The organism is Bradyrhizobium neotropicale, from assembly GCF_001641695.1.
In the GTDB taxonomy this organism is placed as follows: Bacteria; Pseudomonadota; Alphaproteobacteria; order Rhizobiales; family Xanthobacteraceae; genus Bradyrhizobium; species Bradyrhizobium neotropicale.
Map to the genome: position 1 here is coordinate 163,387 of NZ_LSEF01000085.1, position 19,115 is coordinate 182,501.

Here is a 19,115-nt window from a genome sequence, read left to right on the forward strand (position 1 = left end):
GGACCTACTCTGCTGCCTGGACCGCGACCTGCGCCACTTCGGCTGCCGGCTTTGCGGGCTTGTACGTTGCGTAGAGCGCAAGACCGGTGAAGACGAAGCCGCCGACGAGATTGCCGAGCGTCACGGGAATCTGATTCCACAGCCACCAGTCGGAGACGCTGACCTTGGCGCCGAGCAGCATGCCGGTCGGGATGACGAACATGTTGACGACGGCGTGCTCGAAGCCGAGCGCGAAGAACAGGAAGATCGGCAGCCACGTCGCCGCGATCTTGCCGACCGTCGAGGTCGAGGTCATCGCCATGACGACGCCGAGGCAGACCAGCCAGTTGCAGAGGATGGCCTTGACGAAGACGGAGACCATCCCGGCGGTGCCGATCGCGGCATTGCCGATCGTCTTGGCCTCGGCCACCGCGACGATGCGCGCCGCGACGCCGGCGACTTCGACCTTGCCCATGTTGGTGAGCGAGATCGCGATCAAGGCGCCGAAGGCAAGGCTGCCGAGCAGATTGGCGACGAAGACCCAGGACCAGTTGGCGATCACGGCGTTCCAGGTCGCCTTGCCCTCGAGGCGCGCGAGCGGAACGATGGCGAAGCTGCCGGTGACCAGCTCGAGCCCGAGCAGGACGATCATCACGAGGCTGACAGGAAAGATCAGCGCGCCGACGAGGGGCTGGCCGGTCGTAAGCGCGCCGGTGAAGGCGAGCGTGGTGGCGGCGCCCAGCAGCGCCCCCGAGATCGCGCCTCGGATCATGATGTCGCGCGGGCCGAGCGCCAGCTTCTTCAGGCTGGCATCGACCATCGAGGCGACGACGTCGGAGGGTTTTGCGTAATCCATATCGAAGCTCCAGCTTGCCGCGCGTGGCGGTCGACAACGGGTTGAAACGGTGTTGATCGCTGGGAGCACGATTGCAGGCGCGCGCGGCCTGACCGGTTCCCGGGGGCGATCCGATCAGCCTCGTTGCTGCGGAAATCCATCATGGACTTGGGGCCGCCGGCGCCCACGCCGGGCGGCTTGCCACCTCCTATTCAAGGAGTGTGCCAACGCAGCAAAAGTTAGGAAATTGCTTGGAATCAGCTATTTAGCTTTGTGTGCGGCGCATGAAGTGGATTAGTATTCATGCTGCTTGGGGCAGCAACGGCCCAAAAATTAGGCTTCGAATCGTGACGCCCAATTTTTAAGCAACGCTAGCGAGCGCGCCGGGCGACGTCGAATGAGGCGAGATAGCCGGCGACATCGCGAGGGTCGAAGGCAGGACCGGCAAAGGCGCCGAACGCGACGCTCGCTTCGTCCGTAGCTAGCCCGCTCCGCCCCACGGCAGCGTCGTAGAGATCGGCCCGGAATACATCCATGGCCGTCACGAGGGCGTCCGGGCTGAGCGCGGTCTGCCCCCAGCGCACCATCTGGGCATAGAGCCAGGCCGCCTGCGCCGGATCGGGCCGCCCTGCCCCTTCGCGCCCGACCAGAAGGTAGCGATTGCTTTCGCGCAGCGTGCCGTCGGGCGAGATTTTCAGACGCCCATCAAGGCTGCGCTGAATTACTGTGGCATTGACCCCGATCCGCTCCGGCCGCGCCAGGATGCGCGCTGCCTCGGCCCGATTCTCCGGATGCTCGATGAACGCGGCGCCCTTCACGGCGGCGCGCACGAGCGCGGCAACGGTTTCGCAGTTCTTGTCGGCCCACGCCTGGCGGACCGCCAGCACCTTCTCCGCCGCGCGCAGGAGGATGTCGGAGACGAAATGCAGGATATGGCCGATGCCGAGATCGACGGCGACCGAGTTCCATGGCGCGCCGACGCAGAACGCATCGACATGGCCGTTGGCGAGGCTGTCGACCATGTAGGGCGGCGGCAACACCACCAGACGCACATCCTCGTCGGGATCGACGCCGGCCGCCGCCATCCAGAACCGAAGCTGGTAATTGTGGGTCGAGAACGGAAAGGTCATGCCGAAGGTCAGGGGCTCGGCGCCGGCCTGGCGGCGCTTTGCCACCACCCGCGCCAGCGCTTTCGCCGTCACAAGCGGATCGAAGCGGTCGCCGTCAATCTCTTCCATCAGCGCGGCGTAAAGCGCCGGCGAGACCGTGATCGCGTTGCCGTTGATGCCGAGGTTGAAGGGCGCGGCGATCGGCACCTTGACATGACCCAGCCCGAGCGATGATGCGATCGCGACCGGCGCGAGCAGATGCGCGGCGTCGAACAGGCCGATATTGAGCTTGTCGCGGACGTTGGACCAGGACACCTCGCGCACCAGTTCGATCTCGAGCCCTTCGGCGGCGGCAAACCCCTTGTCGACGGCGACGATCAGCGCGGCGGCATCGACCAGCGGGATGAACCCTATGCGCAGCGGTCCGGTCATTTCAGCATCTCCGATGCGGTGATGATCGACTGGGCGATCTCGCCGATCTTCTTTTTCTCGCGCATGGCGGTGGAGCGCAGCAGCACATAGGCCTCGTCCTCGGTGAGGCCCTTGACCTTCATCAGAATACCCTTTGCGCGTTCGATGATCTTGCGGTCCTCGAGCTGCGACCTGGTGCGCTCCAGCTCTTCCTGGAGTTTCGCAAACGCGTTGAAGCGCGACACGCAGAGGTCGAGGATCGGCTTGATGCGCTCCTTCTTCAGCCCGTCGACGATGTAGGCGGAGACGCCGGCCTCGACGGAGGCCTGGATCGAGGCCGAATCGCTCTGGTCGACGAACATCGCGATCGGCCGCCGCACGGCGCGGCTGACCTGGAACATCTGTTCCAGGACGTCGCGGCTCGGATTTTCCAGGTCGATCAGGATGATGTCGGGGTCGACGGCGTAGATGCGCGCGAGCAGGCTCTGCATCTCGCGGATATGGACGACCTCGGTGAAGCCCGCCTCCCGCAAGCCTTCCTCAAGGATCGCAGCCCGGACCGGGCTTTCGTCGACAATCACGATTTTCGGCGACTGTTCGGCGCTCATCGCTCAACTCACCCACCCCGGACTCGCATCCATAGCACGCCCGGGCCCCATGCAAAGGGTTGTAATTGTGAGAAATTAGGACTAGCCGCAGGCAGTCAATCAGGCGGATCAGGTATGGATCAGACGGCTGCGCCCAAGGTCAGCTTCGTGTCGCCCGGGTGCGCCTGAGACAACGAATGTAAACTTTTTGAGCCGCTCTCAAAGAAAAATGTCGCCCGAAGGCAGCTGTCATCTGGACTATCAACTCGTCAATTAACGCGTGTACTCGTTAAGGCGGCGAAGCGGAACTCATGTGGTCCATCGGAGCCCTACCTGTCGTGACCCGAACATCTGGGCTTGTGCCCTCACGGAATCTTCGCGCCAACGATCATCTTGTCGAGAAGTGGCACGGCAGCCAGCACCGCCGTCTCGTTGAGGCCGGAGACCGCTAGCCGCACAACGTAAGAATTGCCGTCCTTGTCGAGATCGGCGTAATGCGCGATTACTTCGATCGGCTGGTCCTTCAGGGACGGATTGTCGTAGCGGTTGATGATGACCTTCGGGTTGACCGAGGGAAGCGTGGTGATCTTGGCATTCTTGCCGGATGTCGTCGTCCAATCCCGATCGCTGGCTGCGACCCATTGAACCAATTCGGTCCGATCCTTGTTGTAGCGGCCTTCGGCATAGATGATCGCTTCGGCTTTGCCGAATTTCTTCCCGTTAGGCACGAACATTGAGGCGCCGTACTTGAGACTCGCGGCCTCGTCCCTCGCCCACCCATCGGGTGCGTTCACGCGTGGCCTGAATTCAGGACACAATCGTTCTTGCCGATCGCAGACATGGATGATCTTGTCGACTTCAGCCCGCGCCGGAAACATCGCGCCGCAGGAAACGGTAACGAAAGCCAGGCCGAAGATGAAACGGCGCATCGCAGTAAAGCTCCGTGGAATCAAGCAAGAAACAGAATAACAACTAAAACGTGCACGTTCGAGCAACTCATCTCGGCTCCACTCGCTCGATCGGAACGAGCTTCCACCGTCAGGGGCCCTCGGTCAGTCCATACCTCCCTAGCTACTGGCCGATCGCATCATATATGCGCGAGTACTGCTTTAGCATCGCGCCGCGCACGTTAGTTATTGAATTTCACCATCGGATCAATTAGTTGGATCGCATATCCGAACAATTCAGATGCAGGTTCCAGGCGAGTACATGGAAAGAGCGCCGCGTATTTCATTCACATCACTCGGGTGTCCCAAGGCATTGGTGGATTCCGAGCGCATCATCACGCGGCTGCGCGCCGAGGGCTATGAGCTCGCCCGCAAGCATGACGGGGCCGACATCGTCATCGTCAACACTTGCGGCTTCCTCGACAGTGCCAAGCAGGAATCGCTCTCGGCGATCGGCGAGGCCATGGCCGAAAACGGCAAGGTGATCGTGACCGGCTGCATGGGCGCCGAGCCCAAGCAGATCGAAGAGGCCTATCCCGGCGTGCTCTCCATCACCGGTCCGCAGCAGTACGAGAGCGTGCTCGATGCCGTGCACCGCGCGCTGCCGCCGGCGCACAATCCGCATCTCGACCTGGTGCCGCCGCAGGGCATCAAGCTGACGCCGCGCCACTACGCGTACTTGAAGATCTCCGAGGGCTGCAACAACCGCTGCACGTTCTGCATCATTCCGAATCTGCGCGGCGACCTCGTCTCGCGTCCGGCCAATGACGTGCTGCGCGAAGCCGAGCGGCTGGTCGGCGCCGGCGTCAAGGAGCTGCTCGTCATCTCGCAGGACACCTCGGCCTACGGCGTCGACCTGAAATATGCCGAGAGCCCGTGGAAGGATCGCGCGGTGCGCGCCAGATTCCTCGACCTCGCGCGCGAGCTCGGCGAGCTCGGCGCCTGGGTCCGGCTGCAATATGTCTATCCCTACCCGCATGTCGACGAGGTCATCGCGCTGATGACCGAAGGCAAGGTGCTGCCCTATCTCGACATCCCCTTCCAGCATGCGAGCCCGGAGGTGCTGAAGGCGATGAAGCGGCCGGCGGCGCAGGACAAGACGCTGGCGCGGATCAAGCGCTGGCGCGAGGAATGCCCTGATCTCGCACTCCGCTCGACCTTCATCGTCGGCTTCCCCGGCGAGACCGATTCCGATTTCGCCTATCTGCTCGATTGGCTGGAGGAGGCCGAGATCGATCGTCTCGGCTGCTTCAAATACGAGCCGGTCGCCGGCGCCACGTCGAACGCGATCGCCAATCCCGTGCCCGATGAGGTGAAGCAGGAGCGCTACAACGCGCTGATGGCGCGGCAGCAGAAGATTTCGGCAAGGCGGCTGAAGCGCAAGGTCGGCACCCGCCAGCAGATCATCATCGACGAGGTCGGCCCGACCGTTGCAAAAGGCCGCTCGAAGGCCGATGCGCCCGAGATCGACGGCGCGGTCTATCTGTCGAGCCGCCGCCCCTTGCGCGTCGGCGAGATCGTGACCGCCAAGATCGAGCGTGCGGACCAATACGATCTGCACGGCAGCGTCGCGGGGTTCTGACCTCGCGCCGTCAGATCAGCCATTTCGGCACCCAGCGCTCCGGCCGCGGCGCCCGGGCAAGATCCGCCTTGGCTTCGGACAGTTTTGCGGGCTCGCCGTCGATCATCGGATGCACGTCGTATTCGAAGCTCGGCATGACGCGGCCGTCGGCATAGAGCCCGAAGTTCATCGCATACCAGAGCCCGAGTTCGGGCTGCGCCCGCCGCATCTCCTCGCGCAAGTCCCGTAGCAGGGATTCGATCGACGCGGCCTCCTCGAACGGCTGCGGCCCGCGTGACAGAACCCGCGCCTGATATTGCGCGCCGACGATCGCGACCTCGAAGCGCGTCTTGTCCCAGGCATTCTTGCCCTTCGGCAGGTGCGCCGCGAGCCGCCAGCCAAGCTCGGCCATCAGCCGGTGATTGGCCCAATAGTCCTCGCGATCCCGGCTCCATTTTTCGACGAAGCCGCGGAAGTCGGGCAGCTCCGACGACGGCTCCTCGCACGGCGCCAGCTGCTCGCCGGGCGCGCGCCCGGCCAGCCATCGCGCGAGCTCGATGGTCTGGCATTCGACCTCGTCATCCGGCAGCAGATCGTGCCAGGCGTTCTCGAACGCCTGCGAGGTCAATCGCTCGAGCAGGCCATCGAGCGTCGGCGCGAGGACCGCATAGTCGCCCTCCGAACCGAGCCCGACGATGGGCGGATTGTCCCGGTCGAGCCCCGCGCCATACCAGCCGCCGACGGCCGAGCCGTCCGGCAACCGCATGAACAGCGCGAACCTGTCGCGCAAGGCGCTGCCGTCGAAGATCGGCGCCTGGTCGGAGAACTGGCCCTGGAGCGAAAAGCAGCCAACGCTGCCCCAGGGGCGTCCCCTGAGCCAGCCGGCAAAATCGAGCAGCAGAGATGGCGCCTCGATGCCAGGCGGAAACGCGCCGCGGATGCTGTCGAGGTCGATCGGGTAAAGCGTATCTGGCAAGGCAAAAAACTGTCTGGTTGGTCCCGCGCCCCTTTTGGTCTGATTCGGTACTCCTCCGGTTCGAACCAAACTGCGTCGGTCGATCACAAACGCGCTAGAGGCGCGATGGTTTCCGTCTGGCAATCGATGAAATGCGACGAAATGACCGGTATTGGGCACAGCTTGCATGCGATCTGCGTCGCATTGATCCTGCCCGCACTTTCCGTCCCCGCTGCCGCCCGATCCCAATCAGCCGCACAGGCTCGCCAATGGTGCTTCGAGACCGAGACGGCCAGCGGCGACCAGCGCATCGCCGGCTGTTCGGCCGTGCTGCTGACCAATCCATCGAATGCGCTGGCACTCGCCAACCGAGGCGAACTGTTTCGCCGCAAGGCCGAAGCAGAGCGCGCCGTGGCCGATCTCAGCCGCTCCATCGATCTCGATCCGAAGGATTCCGGCGCCTGGTTCAATCGCGGCATGCCCTATCGCGAACACGGCGAGGCCGATCGCGCGCCGGCTGATTTCGACAAATCGCTTAAGCTCATTTCGAACAACGACCGGTGGCGTCGAGTAACTCTCGACCGCAGCATCACATCGCGTGCGGCCGCAAGCGAAGCGCGATGTGAAACTATAGTGCATTCACGCATCAGTCACGGACTCGGCCTATGCCTGCCGCGCTTTTCAACGCGAGCGAGGTTTGATGATGAGCCGTGTTTCGAACATGCTGCGCACGCAGCGCTTCGACGATTACCGCTACTACCACCAGAGCACCGTCAATCAGACGCTGCATCTGATCAGCGCCGTGATCTTCCTCGGCTGCTACGCGCTGCTGTTCAAAGACCCCGCACTCGCGGGCCTCGTCGGCTGGCTCGCGATGCTGACGCGGCAGACCGGACACTTCTTCTTCGAGCCCAACGGCTATGACGCCGTCAACGACGTCAGCAACGAATACAAGGAAGCGGTCAAGGTCGGCTACAACCAGACCCGCAAGATCATCCTGCTGCTGGTCTGGGGCAGCACGCCGCTCGTGCTCTACGCGGTCCCGACGCTTTTCGGCCTGTTCGATCCGCCCGCCGGCCGGCTCGACTTCATCCGCCACGTCGGCGCGGTCTGGCTCGCGATCGGCATCGGCGGCGGTCTTTTCCGCATGATCCAGCTCTTCCTGACGCGCGACGTCACGACCGGGCTGGTGTGGGTCTTCAAGGTGCTGACCGATCCCTTCCACAACATCGCGCTGTACTGGAAATCCCCGCTCAAGCTTCTGCGTGGCGAGCTGATCGACACGTCGATCGCCGATGCGGATTGGAGCGAGGAGGACGCCGAAGAGGCCACGCATCTGACCTGATCGATGCACGCTGGGCGGGTGCTCTGCAAAACGCCTGCTTGACAAGCCCCGCCATTCGGCTGTATGGCCGCGCCCCATGATCAACTCTCGGACCCACCGCCGCGCAGCTTTCCGTCGTCGCACCCGCGACGATGATGGGTTGCGCCATGTCCGACGACGCCGCTGAAGCACTAACATCAGCAGAGTTTTCGAGAAGGCCGCACCCGCAAAGTGCGGCCTTCTTGCTTTTCGCGCGCCGTTTTCACCCGCCTCCAGAGGAGTTCGACATGACCACCGCCACCCATCCGTATGACGCGCTGATGGACATCACAGCACGGCCCAAGGCCGTGTTCGTCCGCGGCGCGGGGTCCTACCTCTGGGACGACAGTCGCAAGCGCTATCTCGATTTCGTCCAGGGCTGGGCCGTCAACAGCCTCGGCCATTCGCCGCCCGCGATCGCCGACGCCCTTGCCGCGCAGGCCAAGCGGCTCCTGACGCCGAGCCCGGCCTTCTACAACGAGCCCAGCCTCAAGCTCGCGCAAGCGCTGGTTAAGAACAGCGCTTTCGACCAGGTGTTCTTCGCCAATTCCGGCGCGGAGGCCAATGAAGGCGCGATCAAGCTCGCGCGCAAATATGGCGGCCTGCACAAGGGCGGCGCGTTCGAAATCATCAGCTTCGAAGGCGGCTTTCACGGCCGCACGCTGGCGACGATGTCGGCCTCGGGCAAGAAGGCGTTCGAACCATTGTTCGAACCGAAAGTCGCCGGCTTCAAGAAGGCGAAGCTGAACGACATCGCCTCGGTCGAAGCGCTGATCAACGACAACACCGTCGCGGTGATGCTCGAGCCGATCCAGGGCGAGTCCGGCGTGTGGCAGGCAACCGATCAGTTCCTGCAGGAGCTGCGCGCGCTCACTGCGGCGCACGGCCTGCTCCTGATCTTCGACGAGATCCAGACCGGAATGGGCCGGACCGGAAGGCTCTTCCACTACGAGCATGCCGGGATCGCGCCGGACATCATGACGCTCGGCAAGGGCATCGGCGGCGGTGTGCCGCTCGCGGCGCTGCTTGCGACCGAGCGCGCGTCGTGCTTCGCGCACGGCGACCAGGGCGGCACGTTCAACGGCAACCCGATCATGTGCGCCGCGGGGCTCGCCGTGCTGGAGCAGGTCAGCAAGCCCGACTTCCTGAAGTCGGTCGCTGAAACTGGCCTATTGCTCGAGAGCGAGCTGCAGAAGGTCTCGGCCCGGCACGGCCTTGGCGGCGTGCGCGGCCGTGGCCTCCTTCTGGCGCTCGACCTCAAGCTGCCGATCGCGCCCAGCATCGTCGCCCAGGCGTTCGAGGCCGGCGTACTTCTCAACGCGCCGCAGGTCGACGCGCTGCGCTTCATGCCGGCGCTGAACGTCACGCGGCAGGAGATCGCCGAGATGATCGATTGTCTCGACGGAATTCTCACCAAGGCCGGCGCGGCAAGACGCGTTGCGTAGCCACCACCACCGTCGTGGCCGGGCTTGTCCCGGTCATGCACGCTTGACGCGCAGCACGGAGAACGTGGATGCCCGGGACAATCCCGGGCATGACGTCACTTCGGAACTGCACTTACGGCTTCAAGATCGAGGCGCCTGTCGTGGCGCGGCTTTCGAGATCGATATGCGCCTTTGCTGCGTCCTTCAGCGCGTAGGCGTGATTGATCGGCACGTGCAGCTTGCCGCTGATGACGGCGGCAAACAGCGTGTCGGCGCCTTCCAGGAGCTCGGAGCGCTTGCCGATGTAGTCGTTGAGCTTCGGCCGGGTCGCAAACAGCGAGCCGTGATTGTTGAGCTCGGCGATCGCGAAGGGCGGCACTGGCCCTGAGGCATTGCCGAACGAGACGAACATGCCACGCGGCTTCAGACAGGACAGCGAGCCCGGGAACGTCGCCTTGCCGACGCCGTCATAGACGACGTCGCAGCCTTCGTTGCGGCTGATCTGCTTCACGCGCGCGACGAAATCCTCCTCGTTGTAGAGGATGACGTGGTCGCAGCCATTGGCTTCCGCGAGCTCGGCCTTGGCGCGCGAGCCGACCGTGCCAATCACATGTGCTCCCATCGCCTGCGCCCATTGGCAGGCCAACAGGCCGATGCCGCCCGCCGCGGCGTGGATCAGCACGCGATGATGCGGCTCGACCTTGAAGGTCTTGTGCAGGAGGTACCAGACCGTCAGCCCCTTGAGCATCAGCACGGCGCCCTGCTCGTAAGTGATGTGGTCGGGCAGCTTGACCAGCCGCTCCCAGGGGATGTTGCGCTCGCCGGCATAGGCGCCGAGATTGTGGTAGTAGGCGACGCGATCGCCGGGATGGAAATGCGTCCCACCCGGGCCGACAGCGACGACCTCGCCGGCGGCCTCGTTGCCGGCGATGAAGGGAAGTCCCGGCGCCTTGTAGAGCCCGGTGCGATAATAGACGTCGATGAAGTTCAGCCCGACCGCGTGCTGGCGGATACGCACCTCGCCGGGGCCCGGCGCCGGCACGTCGATGCTCTCATAGACCAGGGCTTCGGGACCTCCGACCTTGTGCACCCGGACCGCTTTGGTCATCGCTTGGCCTCCCTCGCTTCCCTCCCGCCTCGCAAGCGAAAGGCATCGCGCCTGCCTTGTCAACTCGACGCCGGATGGAACAACTTAAGCGTTAACGGCCGGCCTTCTTGCGATTGCGCTTTGCCAGCACGTTGAAGAACTCGACCGCCGCCGAGAACGCAATCGCAAAATAGATGTAACCGCGCGGAATGTGAAACTGGAATCCATCCGCCACCAGCGCAACGCCGATCAGCACCAGGAAGGCCAGCGCCAGCATCTTGGTGGTCGGATGCTCGGCGACGAACCGCGCCACCGGTCCCGACGAAATGTACATGATGAGGCAGGCGATCACGACGGCCGCGATCATGATCTCGATGTCCTGCGCCATGCCGATCGCGGTGATGATCGAGTCCAGCGAGAACACCATGTCGATGACGATGATCTGGGCGATCGCCCAGAAGAAGGCGTTGCCGCCGGACGCCCCCTCGCCGCCCGCCTCGTCGGCCTCGACCTCACCGTGGATCTCGTGCGTGGCTTTGGCGATCAGGAACAGGCCGCCGCCGACCAGGATGATGTCGCGCCAGGAGAATGCGTTGCCCTTCACGGTGAAGACCGGCTCGGTCAGGCCGATCAGCCAGACCAGCGCGCTGAGCAGGACGATGCGGAATACCAGCGCCAGCCCCAGTCCGATCTGGCGCGCGCGGTTGGCCTGCTTTTCCGGAATGCGCGAGACGATGACGGAAATGAAGATGACGTTGTCGATCCCGAGCACGATCTCGAGCGAAGTCAGGGTCAGCAGCGCGGCCCAGGCTTCGGGGCTTGTCAACAGATGCATCATGCGAAGGATTTGACGAGCCGGATCAGCGCGTCGCTGAAGGTGATCCAGAGCGCGATCGCGCACAGCGCAATGGTGGCGACGGGGCCGACGCGGAAATCCATTTCCAGCGTGTAGAGGCCGAGCAGCGCCCAGATCGCGATCAGCGACAGCGTCAGCCAGCGCAGCCGCACGACGCGGACCGGATGCAGCACGTGGAAGGGAATGAATGTCAACACGACCAGCGCCGCGACCAGCAGCGTCGACAGCACCGGCGGCCAGTGCAGCAGGAACAGGTAGAACGCCGCGGCGTTCCACAGCGCCGGAAAGCCGCGGAAATGGTTGTCATCGGCCTTCATGCGCAAATCAGCAAAATAGAGCGCGCTGGTGACGATGATCGCGATCCCCAGCAGCGGCGCGGCAACCGGCAGCAGGAGGCCGCTGGCGACGATCGCATAGGCCGGCACGAACACGTAGGTGACGAAGTCGACCACGAGATCGAGCACGTCGCCCGACCAGTTCGGCTGCACGTTCTTGACGTCGAGCCTTCGCGCGATCGGCCCGTCGATCGCGTCGACGATCAGCGCGACTCCCAGCCACTGAAACATCGCCGCCCAATGCTCGCGCACGGCCTCCAGCATCGCCAGCAGCGCGAGCGCTCCGCCGAATGCGGTGAAGACGTGCACCGAAAAGGCCGCGGCGCGGATCACCGGTGTTGGCTTCAGGGAATCCTCTTGGCTGTCCATGGCTTCTGCTATCAGAATGAGACCGGTTTGCACATCCGCCATTGCGGCGCAGGGCCGCTCAATTCGTCACAAAATCAGGCAAAATAAGCGGACTTGAATTTGCCGCGGGGCATGTCATTTGTCCCTTCATGACAGATGCATCGGTCTCTTTTGACGCGGCCGTTATCGGCGGCGGACCGGCAGGCCTCGCGGCGGCGATCGCGCTGGCTGAAGCCGGCGTGCGTACCGCGCTGGTAGCGCGGCGCACCCCCTATGCCGACAACCGCACGACCGCGCTGCTCGGCGCCTCCGTCGATCTCCTGGAGAGCCTCGGCGTCTGGTCCCGCTGCAAGGACAAGGCGGCCGCGCTCGAGGTCATGCGTCTCGTCGATGACACCGGCCGGCTGATCCGCGCCCCGGAGGTCCGGTTCTCCTGTCACGAAATCGCCCTGGAGGCCTTCGGCTACAACATCGACAACCGCTCGCTGATGCTGGCGCTGGAAGAACGCGCGGCCGAATTGCCCGAGCTTGTCCGTTTCGACGACGACGCCGAGAGCGTGGTTATCGAGGCCGACGATGTCGCCATCCGCACAGCCTCCGGACGCTTTTTGACAGCGCGCCTCGTGGTCGGCGCCGACGGCCGGCATTCGCTCTGCCGTGAGGCAGCCGGCATTGCGGTTACGCGGCGCGATCTGACCCAGACCGCGCTGACCTTCAACGTCGCCCATGCGCGGCCACATCGGAACGTCTCGACCGAGTTCCACACCCCGCACGGGCCTTGCGTGTTCGTGCCCCTGCCCGGCAACCGCTCCAGCATCGTCTGGGTCTCGGCCCCCAAGGAGGCCGAACGGCTTCGCGCCCTGACCGACGACGAGCTGTCCGCCGCGATCGAGAAGCAGTCGCATTCCATCCTGGGACAGATGACAGTCGAGCCCGGTCGCAACCTGTTCCCGCTGGCAATCGAGCGGCCAAGGTCCTTTGCCCGCGACCGCATCGCACTGGTCGGCGAAGCCGCGCATGTGGTGCCCCCGATCGGCGCCCAGGGTCTGAATCTCGGTCTCCGGGACGCCGCCGACATCGCCAAGGTCGCGGGTGACGCGATCGCGGCCGGCCGCGATCCCGGCGCTCTTGAGGTGCTGGCGCGCTACGACTGGGCGCGGCGTCCGGACATCCTAAGCCGGACCTTCGCAATCGACATTGCCAACCGCTCGCTGCTCAACGACTTCCTGCCGCTCCAGCCGGTCCGTGCGGTGGGCATGCACCTGCTCAGCGCCATCGGCCCGTTGCGGCGCTTCGCCATGCGCGAAGGTTTGACGCCCACCTGGCGGCGGTAATCTGGCGGCTCACGGAAACGCCAGCCGCCCGGTCTGGATGAACCACATCACGCTGGTCAGCGTGACCACGGATGCGAAGGTCCCGAGCAGCACCGCGACCGAAGCGGATTCGATCCAGGCGTCGTTCTGGCGCGCGATGACGAACACGTTCAGCGCCGGCGGCAGCGAGGCCATCAGCACGGCAGTCGCGGCCCACGGCTGCGCGAACGGACCGAAGGCCAGCATTAGGGCCAACGAAGCGAGCGGATGGATAAGGAGCTTGACCGCAATCACGCCCGGCACCTCCCAGGGCACGCGGTCGAACGGCCGTAACGCCACCGTCACGCCGAGCACGAACAGCGCAGTCGGAGCCGCGGCGTTCTGGAGGAAGGTGATGGTGCGATCGAGCGCTACCGGCAGCTCGAGATGGAGCGCCGCGACAGCCGCGCCGAAGCAGGCCGACATGATCAGCGGGTTGAGCACGATCTGCTTCAGCACCACGCCGAAGGCGTGCACCAGCGAGGGATGATCGCGGTCGGAGAGCTCGATCAGCAGCGGCACGATCGTGAACAGGAAGATGCTGTCGCAGCAGAAGATCAGCGCGGTCGGCGCCGCCGCCTTCGGCCCGAGCACGGCCAACGCCAGCCCCGGCCCCATATAGCCGATATTGCCGTAGCCGCCGGACAGCCCGGCAAGCGTCGCCTCGCGCAGCGACAGCCGGCCGAGAACCTTCCCGACGACGAGTGCAATGGTGAACGCCGCAACCGTCGAGAGCGTGGTGGCCACCAGGAACGGCGGGTTGTTCAGCTCCGAAAACGGCGTCTTCGACATGATCGCAAACAGCAGCGCCGGCAGCGACACGTAGAGCAGGAAGAAGTTCATCCAGGCCAGCCCCGATTCCGGCAGGGACTTGGCCTTGCCGCAGGCAAAACCGACGAAGATCAGGCCGAAATAAGGAAGGGCCAGATTGAGGATATCGACCATTGATGAAGTGTTTTCTGAAGGCTTGGGGGCTATCCACCCCTTACCGGCGGGTTAATTCCGGATCAGGGCACTAGCATCGGCCACAATCCTGGTCTATCGACGAAGGATGATTAAAGCGCGGACCGCGAAATTTCAGATCGGACAGGTCGTGCGCCACCGGATCTTTTCGTTCCGGGGCGTGATCTTCGACATCGATCCGGAATTCAACAACACCGAGGAGTGGTGGCTGTCGATCCCCGAGGAGGTCCGGCCCCATAAGGACCAGCCGTTCTATCACCTGCTCGCTGAGAACGCGGAGTCGGAATACGTCGCCTATGTCTCGGAGCAGAATCTCCTGCCCGATGATTCCGGCGAGCCGATCCGCCATTCGCAGGTCGCCGAGATCTTCGTGAAGGACAAGGGCGGCGGCTACCGGCCGCGCAACCCGTCGCTGAACTGATTTTCGCCTCGGCAAGCCGACCAACAAAAACAAACGAACCAGCAAAAAAGGCGCTCGAACCGAGCGCCTTTTTCATGGTCGGGCCTTGAGTCCCGATTACTTCTGCGCCGCCGGAGCCCCGCCGGGAGCTCCACCCTGCTGCTCGAGCTTCTTGCGCTGCTCTTCGGCCTTCTTCTGCAGCTCTTCCTGAAGCTTCTTCTGAGTTTCCTCAAACTGCTTCGGGTCGGTCGGCGGGCCGTCATAGGCCTTGGCGAACTCGCCCGCGAGCGGCAGCGGCAGCGTCAGCGGCGCGCCGTTGGCGTTGATCGCCTGCACAACGAGATTCTGCCCCTTCTTCATGTTGTTGATGAGCTCCGGGGTCGCCTCGTAGTCCGACATGCAGCCATTGGCGAAGCAGATCACGTACGGGCTCTGCAGCGGCGCATTGTTGTCGACGATGATGCGGGTGCCGTGGACGAGCTGCATGCCGAGCGGCAAGGTCACGCGCAGGATCTTCTTGGGCTCGCCTTCCGGCTCGATGATCACGGCGGCGATGACCGGCTGGCCCGACTCGATGCGGCCGTCCTTGCCGGTGAAGCAGACCTGCTTGGCATTGGCGTCCTGGCCCTTGAGGCAGAACTTGGTCCACGGCGCGTAGATCAGCTGGATCTGCTGGTCGGCGGGCTGGCCGTTCTGCTGCGCGGGGGCGCCCTGAGCGGGGGCCTGCTGGGCCTGGGGAGCCTGGGCCGGCGCGGGCGCCTTGGGGGCAGCCTTCGGAGCGGCCTTCGGCGCCGGAGCCGCCTTGGGCGCACCGGGGGCCGGCGCCGGAGCCTGGGCTTCTGCGGCGAACGGAACGACCAATGCCGTCGCCGTCAACAGAGCGAGAAGTCGCCCGCGCGGCCGGACGGACGCGGCCAAGTAACGGAAATTCATTACGGAAAACCCTTTCTGAACGGGAAGCGCCCGAACCGCTCCGAAACACCGAACCAAGCCGCCTTGGGCGCGGCTGTCTCCCCGTCAATAGAGGCGGAAAAGTGACGGGCTCGGCGCTCTTGCGCGATTGCCCGCCTTCTTAACGTGGCGGACGAAAAGATCAATGCCGACAACTATCTTTGACTGCGACAGCGGACGCTTTCGGGGAAAATCCCTGTGTTAGGATTCGTATCCCGCCGGTCTTCGAATCAACGTGTGCTGATGTTCATGTTCCCGCGCCTTCTTGACGGCCATTTCGAGGGCCTTGGCGTCCGGATTTGCGGCCTCGCTTTCCTCCTCGCCGTTGCGCTTCCGGCGGCCCCGGCGCGGGCCGAGGAAGCTCATGCCATTGCCATGCACGGCAAGCCGGCACTGTCAGCCGGTTTCACCCACATGCCCTACGCCAATCCCGACGCACCCAAGGGCGGCCGGCTGACCTGGGGCATCCTCGGCACCTTCGACAGCCTCAATCCCCTCATCGTGAAGGGATTGGCGGTGCAGCAGACGCGGGGCTACGTGGTCGAGAGCCTGCTCGCGCGCGGCTATGACGAGCCGTTCACGCTCTACGGCCTCCTGGCCAGGACCGTCGAGACCGACGACGAGCGGACCTATGTCACGTTCCATCTCGATCCGCGGGCGCGGTTTTCGGACGGCAAGCCGGTGCTCGCAGACGACGTGGTGTTCTCCTGGCAGCTCCTGCGCGATCACGGCCGCCCCAACCTCCGCCAGTACTACGGCAAGGTCGCCAAGGCCGAGGCGGTCGATCCCCTCACCGTCCGCTTCGATCTGGCCGGGGCCAATGACCGCGAATTGCCGCTGATCCTCGGCCTGATGCCGATCCTGCCCAGGCATGCGGTCGACGTCGCGACCTTCGAGGAGACGACGATGGCCGCCCCGATCGGCTCGGGCCCCTACAGGGTCACGATGGTGAAGCCCGGCACCAGCGTGACGCTGACCCGCAATCCCGACTATTGGGGCCGCGACCTGCCGGTCAATCGCGGCCTCTACAATTTCGACGAGATCAGGCTCGACTTCTACCGCGAGGCCAACGGCCAGTTCGAAGCCTTCAAGCGCGGCCTCTATGATTTCCGCGTCGAGAACGAGCCCTTGCGCTGGCACGACGGCTACGATTTTCCCGCGGCTAGAAGCGGCGAAGTGATCCGCGACACCATCAAGCCCGGCGTGCCGCAGCCCTCGGAATTCCTGGTGTTCAACACCCGACGTCCGATCTTCGCCGACATCCGCGTGCGCCAGGCGCTGACGCTGCTGTTCGATTTCGAGCTGGTCAATCGCAACTACTTCTTCGGACTCTATTCGCGCGTCGCCGGCTATTTTGCCGGCTCGGATCTGTCCTCCTACGGTCGTCCTGCGGATGCGCGTGAGCGCGAGCTTCTCAAACCCTTCGCCGCACAAATTCCGTCCGACATCATGGACGGCAGCTACCGCCTGCCCGTCACCGACGGCTCGGGCCGCGACCGCACGACGTTGCGTGCGGCGCTCAAGCTGCTGTCCGAGGCCGGCTACGATCTCGACGGAACCGTGCTGCGCAACCGCAAGACCAAAGTCCCCTTCACCTTCGAGATGCTGGTGACGACCCGCGACCAGGAGCGCATCGCGCTCGCCTTCCAGCGCGACCTGAAACGGGCCGGCATCGAGCCGACCGTGCGATCGGTCGATCCCGTGCAGTTCGACCAGCGCCGGCTCGGTTTCGAGTTCGACATGATCCAGAACCGCTGGGACCAGTCGTTGTCGCCGGGCAACGAGCAATATTTCTACTGGGGCAGCACTGCGGCCGACAATCCGGGCACCCGCAACTACATGGGCGCCAAGAATCCGGCGGTCGACGCCATGATCGCAGCCCTGCTGGAGGCCCGTGAACATGCGGCGTTCGTGTCGGCGGTGCGGGCGCTCGACCGCGCCCTGATCGCGGGCTTCTACACAATCCCCCTCTTTAACGTATCGGAGCAATGGATCGCGCGCTGGAATCGGATAGAACGGCCATCGGCCACGGCGCTGTCCGGCTATTTGCCGGAGACCTGGTGGTCGAAGGGGCAGCCTCAAGCGAAGTGACGCCGTGAACCAGCCAGCCGTATCGCCGACGCTCGACACGCTGTTCCAGCGCACGCTGTCCCGCCAGCCGCACGCGCAGGCGCTGCTCGACCCCATCAACAAGGCGCGCGTGACCGGGCACCAGCCGAGGCGGCTGTCCTATGCCGAGGCGGATCGGGCCATCGAGGCGCTTTCGGCGCACTTCGTCGAGTCCGGCCTGCCGGCCAATTCCGTCATCGCGATCCAACTTCCGAACACGGTGGAGTTCGTGCTCACCGTGCTCGCCGCCCACCGCGCCGGGCTCGTGGTCGCCGTGCTGCCGCTGCTCTGGCGCCACGCGGAACTGACCGCCGCGCTCAACCGCACCGCGGCGCGCGCCATCGTCACCATGAGCAAGGTCGACGGCGTGATCTATTCGGACCTGGCCATGCATGCCGCGGCGGAGGCGTTCTCGATCCGCCACGTCTTCGGTTTCGGCACCGACCTGCCCGAAGGCATGGCCTCGCTCGACGAGGTGCTGGCCCGCCCGCCCGGCACCACGCGCAGTATCATCCAGGACGGCCGCAAGGCGGCGATGATCTCCTTCGACGTCACCGCGGAGGGCTTTCGTCCGGTGCCGCGGCCGCATTTCAGCCTGATCGCCGCCGGCCTTGCGATGTCGCTGGAAGCCGACATCAAGCAGGGGGCGACCGTGATGGCGGCGTTCACGCCGATGTCGTTCGCGGGCCTCGCCTCTTCGCTCGCGGTGTGGCTGCTCTCCGGCGGAACGCTGGCGCTGCATCATCCGTTCGAGAGCGAGGTGCTCGAGCAGCAGATCAACGAGCACCATTGCGAGGTGCTGATCGCGCCCGCGCAACTCGCTTTGCGGCTCGGCGATTCCGACCTCGCGGCCCGGATGCCGACCTTGCGCAACGTCGTCGGCCTGTGGCGCGCGCCAGAACAGGTCGCGGCGAGCGATGCCTGGATCGCGCCGCATGCGCCGCTCACGGACGTCTATCTGTTCGGCGAGGCCGGGCTGTTCGGCGTCCGGCGTGGCGAAGACGGCATGCCGGTGCCGGTGATGCCGGGCCCCCATGGCGCGCCGCGCGAGCAGTCGGGGTCCTCGATCGCCGGCGAAATCCTGCTCACGCCGAAGGGAACACTGGGCCTGCGCGGAGCGATGGTGCCGATCGCGGCCTACGCACCGCCGCAACCGGTCGGCGAGACGCTGACGGCGCAGCCGCCGCGCGACTATGTCGACACCGGCTACGCCGCGCGGATCGACCGTGCGGGTGGCGCGATCTGCATCACGGCGCCTCCCTCCGGCATCATGGCGGTCGGCGGCTACCGTTTCCTCTCCAACGATCTGCAGGAATGGGCGCGCCGGCTCGGCCAGGGCGCGCTTCTGACCGCGCTGCCCGACCGGCTCTCCGGGCACCGGCTGGCAGGCCGTGCCCAGGACAACGCCCGGGCCCGCGAAGCGCTCAGCGAGCTCGGGCTTAACCCCCTGATGGTCGAGGCTTTTCGCGACCGCTCCGGCCCGGTTTGAGCGCAGTTCGACTGATCCGTTGACGCCGCATTAAGGCGGCCAAACTAGATTGCG

Annotated in this window: 18 protein-coding genes; 7 read left to right on the top strand and 11 right to left on the bottom strand. The window is 64.8% G+C overall.

Annotated elements, in window-relative coordinates; genetic code table 11:
• Positions 1-4: 4 nt before the first annotated feature.
• From AXW67_RS27265 to AXW67_RS27280, 4 genes are all read right to left on the bottom strand, one after another.
• Positions 5-835, bottom strand: coding sequence for a formate/nitrite transporter family protein (locus AXW67_RS27265; RefSeq protein ID WP_063680379.1), 831 nt, complete (start codon positions 833-835; stop codon positions 5-7).
• A 350-nt stretch (positions 836-1,185) separates the two neighbouring features.
• Positions 1,186-2,355: a CmpA/NrtA family ABC transporter substrate-binding protein gene (locus AXW67_RS27270; RefSeq protein ID WP_063680380.1), complete on the bottom strand. Its 1,170-nt coding sequence runs from the start codon at positions 2,353-2,355 to the stop codon at positions 1,186-1,188.
• Positions 2,352-2,942 (bottom strand): ANTAR domain-containing response regulator, encoded by a 591-nt coding sequence (locus AXW67_RS27275; protein WP_063680381.1) that lies wholly within the window; start codon positions 2,940-2,942, stop codon positions 2,352-2,354. Before AXW67_RS27275 ends, AXW67_RS27270 begins: the two co-directional genes overlap by 4 nt.
• A gap of 344 nt (positions 2,943-3,286) precedes the next feature.
• Positions 3,287-3,850, bottom strand: a complete 564-nt coding sequence (locus tag AXW67_RS27280; RefSeq protein ID WP_063680382.1) for a hypothetical protein — start codon at positions 3,848-3,850, stop codon at positions 3,287-3,289.
• A 280-nt stretch (positions 3,851-4,130) separates the two neighbouring features.
• On the opposite strand from AXW67_RS27280, the gene rimO reads away from it, so the two are divergent.
• Positions 4,131-5,450, top strand: a complete 1,320-nt coding sequence (gene rimO / locus AXW67_RS27285) for a 30S ribosomal protein S12 methylthiotransferase RimO (RefSeq protein WP_063680466.1) — start codon at positions 4,131-4,133, stop codon at positions 5,448-5,450.
• Between the two features lie 10 nt (positions 5,451-5,460).
• Here the strand turns inward: rimO and AXW67_RS27290 are convergent, their stop codons facing one another.
• Both AXW67_RS27290 and AXW67_RS27295 read right to left on the bottom strand, forming a co-directional pair.
• The gene (locus AXW67_RS27290; RefSeq protein WP_063680383.1) at positions 5,461-6,405 is read right to left on the bottom strand and encodes a hypothetical protein; all 945 of its coding nucleotides are present in this window, start codon (positions 6,403-6,405) and stop codon (positions 5,461-5,463) included.
• A gap of 228 nt (positions 6,406-6,633) precedes the next feature.
• Positions 6,634-7,023: a hypothetical protein gene (locus AXW67_RS27295; protein ID WP_063680384.1), complete on the bottom strand. Its 390-nt coding sequence runs from the start codon at positions 7,021-7,023 to the stop codon at positions 6,634-6,636.
• Positions 7,024-7,087: 64 nt separating this feature from the next.
• Between AXW67_RS27295 and AXW67_RS27300 the strand changes: the two genes are divergently transcribed.
• Complete coding sequence (locus AXW67_RS27300) at positions 7,088-7,729, top strand: hypothetical protein (protein ID WP_063680467.1); 642 nt, start codon at positions 7,088-7,090, stop codon at positions 7,727-7,729.
• A 266-nt stretch (positions 7,730-7,995) separates the two neighbouring features.
• Positions 7,996-9,192, top strand: coding sequence for an acetylornithine transaminase (locus AXW67_RS27305; protein ID WP_063680385.1), 1,197 nt, complete (start codon positions 7,996-7,998; stop codon positions 9,190-9,192).
• Between the two features lie 112 nt (positions 9,193-9,304).
• On the opposite strand, the gene AXW67_RS27310 is transcribed toward AXW67_RS27305, so the two are convergent.
• The 3 genes from AXW67_RS27310 to pcsA form a co-directional block, all read right to left on the bottom strand.
• Positions 9,305-10,279 (bottom strand): quinone oxidoreductase family protein, encoded by a 975-nt coding sequence (locus AXW67_RS27310; RefSeq protein WP_063680386.1) that lies wholly within the window; start codon positions 10,277-10,279, stop codon positions 9,305-9,307.
• A gap of 91 nt (positions 10,280-10,370) precedes the next feature.
• On the bottom strand, positions 10,371-11,096 hold the full coding sequence (locus tag AXW67_RS27315; protein ID WP_063680387.1) for a TerC family protein: 726 nt from the start codon (positions 11,094-11,096) through the stop codon (positions 10,371-10,373).
• On the bottom strand, positions 11,093-11,860 hold the full coding sequence (gene pcsA / locus AXW67_RS27320) for a phosphatidylcholine synthase (protein ID WP_035684061.1): 768 nt from the start codon (positions 11,858-11,860) through the stop codon (positions 11,093-11,095). The genes AXW67_RS27315 and pcsA overlap by 4 nt, the downstream gene beginning before the upstream one ends.
• An 86-nt stretch (positions 11,861-11,946) precedes the next feature.
• On the opposite strand from pcsA, the gene AXW67_RS27325 reads away from it, so the two are divergent.
• Positions 11,947-13,131 (top strand): UbiH/UbiF family hydroxylase, encoded by a 1,185-nt coding sequence (locus tag AXW67_RS27325; RefSeq protein ID WP_063680388.1) that lies wholly within the window; start codon positions 11,947-11,949, stop codon positions 13,129-13,131.
• A gap of 9 nt (positions 13,132-13,140) precedes the next feature.
• Here AXW67_RS27325 and AXW67_RS27330 read toward each other — a convergent pair whose 3' ends face one another.
• Positions 13,141-14,094 carry an AEC family transporter gene (locus tag AXW67_RS27330; protein ID WP_027550893.1) on the bottom strand — a complete coding sequence of 318 codons (954 nt, stop codon included), beginning with the start codon at positions 14,092-14,094 and terminating at the stop codon, positions 13,141-13,143.
• A gap of 106 nt (positions 14,095-14,200) precedes the next feature.
• Here AXW67_RS27330 and hspQ point away from each other — a divergent pair, with 106 nt between their 5' ends.
• Positions 14,201-14,533 carry a heat shock protein HspQ gene (gene hspQ, locus AXW67_RS27335; RefSeq protein ID WP_027550892.1) on the top strand — a complete coding sequence of 111 codons (333 nt, stop codon included), beginning with the start codon at positions 14,201-14,203 and terminating at the stop codon, positions 14,531-14,533.
• Between the two features lie 96 nt (positions 14,534-14,629).
• Here the strand turns inward: hspQ and AXW67_RS27340 are convergent, their stop codons facing one another.
• Positions 14,630-15,445 carry an invasion associated locus B family protein gene (locus AXW67_RS27340; protein WP_063680389.1) on the bottom strand — a complete coding sequence of 272 codons (816 nt, stop codon included), beginning with the start codon at positions 15,443-15,445 and terminating at the stop codon, positions 14,630-14,632.
• A 261-nt stretch (positions 15,446-15,706) separates the two neighbouring features.
• Here AXW67_RS27340 and AXW67_RS27345 point away from each other — a divergent pair, with 261 nt between their 5' ends.
• Together AXW67_RS27345 and AXW67_RS27350 are read left to right on the top strand one after the other, a co-directional pair.
• Positions 15,707-17,554 (top strand): extracellular solute-binding protein, encoded by a 1,848-nt coding sequence (locus AXW67_RS27345; RefSeq protein WP_063680468.1) that lies wholly within the window; start codon positions 15,707-15,709, stop codon positions 17,552-17,554.
• Positions 17,555-17,558: 4 nt separating this feature from the next.
• Positions 17,559-19,061 carry a class I adenylate-forming enzyme family protein gene (locus AXW67_RS27350; RefSeq protein WP_063680390.1) on the top strand — a complete coding sequence of 501 codons (1,503 nt, stop codon included), beginning with the start codon at positions 17,559-17,561 and terminating at the stop codon, positions 19,059-19,061.
• Positions 19,062-19,115 lie beyond the last annotated feature (54 nt).

Coding starts and splice junctions, on each gene's coding strand:
- AXW67_RS27265 (WP_063680379.1), bottom strand. CDS start 835: ATGGATTACGCAAAACCCTCCGACGTCGTCGCCTCGATGGTCGATGCC.
- AXW67_RS27270 (WP_063680380.1), bottom strand. CDS start 2,355: ATGACCGGACCGCTGCGCATAGGGTTCATCCCGCTGGTCGATGCCGCC.
- AXW67_RS27275 (WP_063680381.1), bottom strand. CDS start 2,942: ATGAGCGCCGAACAGTCGCCGAAAATCGTGATTGTCGACGAAAGCCCG.
- AXW67_RS27280 (WP_063680382.1), bottom strand. CDS start 3,850: ATGCGCCGTTTCATCTTCGGCCTGGCTTTCGTTACCGTTTCCTGCGGC.
- rimO (WP_063680466.1), top strand. CDS start 4,131: ATGGAAAGAGCGCCGCGTATTTCATTCACATCACTCGGGTGTCCCAAG.
- AXW67_RS27295 (WP_063680384.1), bottom strand. CDS start 7,023: ATGCACTATAGTTTCACATCGCGCTTCGCTTGCGGCCGCACGCGATGT.
- AXW67_RS27300 (WP_063680467.1), top strand. CDS start 7,088: ATGAGCCGTGTTTCGAACATGCTGCGCACGCAGCGCTTCGACGATTAC.
- AXW67_RS27305 (WP_063680385.1), top strand. CDS start 7,996: ATGACCACCGCCACCCATCCGTATGACGCGCTGATGGACATCACAGCA.
- AXW67_RS27310 (WP_063680386.1), bottom strand. CDS start 10,279: ATGACCAAAGCGGTCCGGGTGCACAAGGTCGGAGGTCCCGAAGCCCTG.
- AXW67_RS27315 (WP_063680387.1), bottom strand. CDS start 11,096: ATGATGCATCTGTTGACAAGCCCCGAAGCCTGGGCCGCGCTGCTGACC.
- pcsA (WP_035684061.1), bottom strand. CDS start 11,860: ATGGCGGATGTGCAAACCGGTCTCATTCTGATAGCAGAAGCCATGGAC.
- AXW67_RS27325 (WP_063680388.1), top strand. CDS start 11,947: ATGACAGATGCATCGGTCTCTTTTGACGCGGCCGTTATCGGCGGCGGA.
- AXW67_RS27330 (WP_027550893.1), bottom strand. CDS start 14,094: ATGGTCGATATCCTCAATCTGGCCCTTCCTTATTTCGGCCTGATCTTC.
- hspQ (WP_027550892.1), top strand. CDS start 14,201: ATGATTAAAGCGCGGACCGCGAAATTTCAGATCGGACAGGTCGTGCGC.
- AXW67_RS27340 (WP_063680389.1), bottom strand. CDS start 15,445: ATGAATTTCCGTTACTTGGCCGCGTCCGTCCGGCCGCGCGGGCGACTT.
- AXW67_RS27345 (WP_063680468.1), top strand. CDS start 15,707: ATGTTCATGTTCCCGCGCCTTCTTGACGGCCATTTCGAGGGCCTTGGC.